Here is a 544-nt window from a genome sequence, read left to right as displayed (position 1 = left end):
AAAAACGTTTACGCTGGTATTGGCGTAATCCTACAGATCTGAGCTCGTGGCATATTGATGAAACCTATGTAAAAGTGAATGGACGATGGTCTTATCTGTATCGTGCAGTCGATCAACGTGGCGATACCATTGATTTTTATCTTTCTTCTAGACGTAATACCAAATCAGCATATTGTTTTCTTGGAAAAATTTTAAATAATGTGAAGAAGTGGCAAATTCCACAAGTGATCAACACGGATAAAGCACCCACATATGGACGTGCTTTATCACGGTTAAAACGGGAAGGTAAATGTCCACCAGACCTTGAGCACAGGCAGATTAAGTATAAAAATAACGTGATTGAATGTGATCATGGCAAGCTAAAGCGGATCATCAGGGCCACATTAGGATTCAAATCTATGAAGACGGCTTATGCCACAATTAAAGGTATTGAAGTCATGCGTGCACTACGTAAAGGACAAGCATCGTCATTTTATTATGGTCAGCCTCAGGGTGAAGTGTGTCTAATCAACAGGGTTTTCGGTCTCTAAGTACTTTTTAAAGG

General features: G+C 39.7%; 1 protein-coding gene. It reads left to right on the top strand.

All coding sequences use genetic code 11. The features are described from left to right. Window positions 1-530 (top strand): IS6-like element IS1006 family transposase (locus tag ACP7AK_RS15330; protein ID WP_155860759.1); only part of this gene is annotated, 530 nt, incomplete at its 5' end. Window positions 531-544: the final 14 nt, after the last annotated feature.

This window comes from Acinetobacter sp. TWP2-2-3 (assembly GCF_049896445.1).
GTDB lineage: Bacteria > Pseudomonadota > Gammaproteobacteria > Pseudomonadales > Moraxellaceae > Acinetobacter.
Note: the sequence above shows the minus strand (reverse complement) of the source record. Positions and strands in the feature narration are given on the sequence as shown.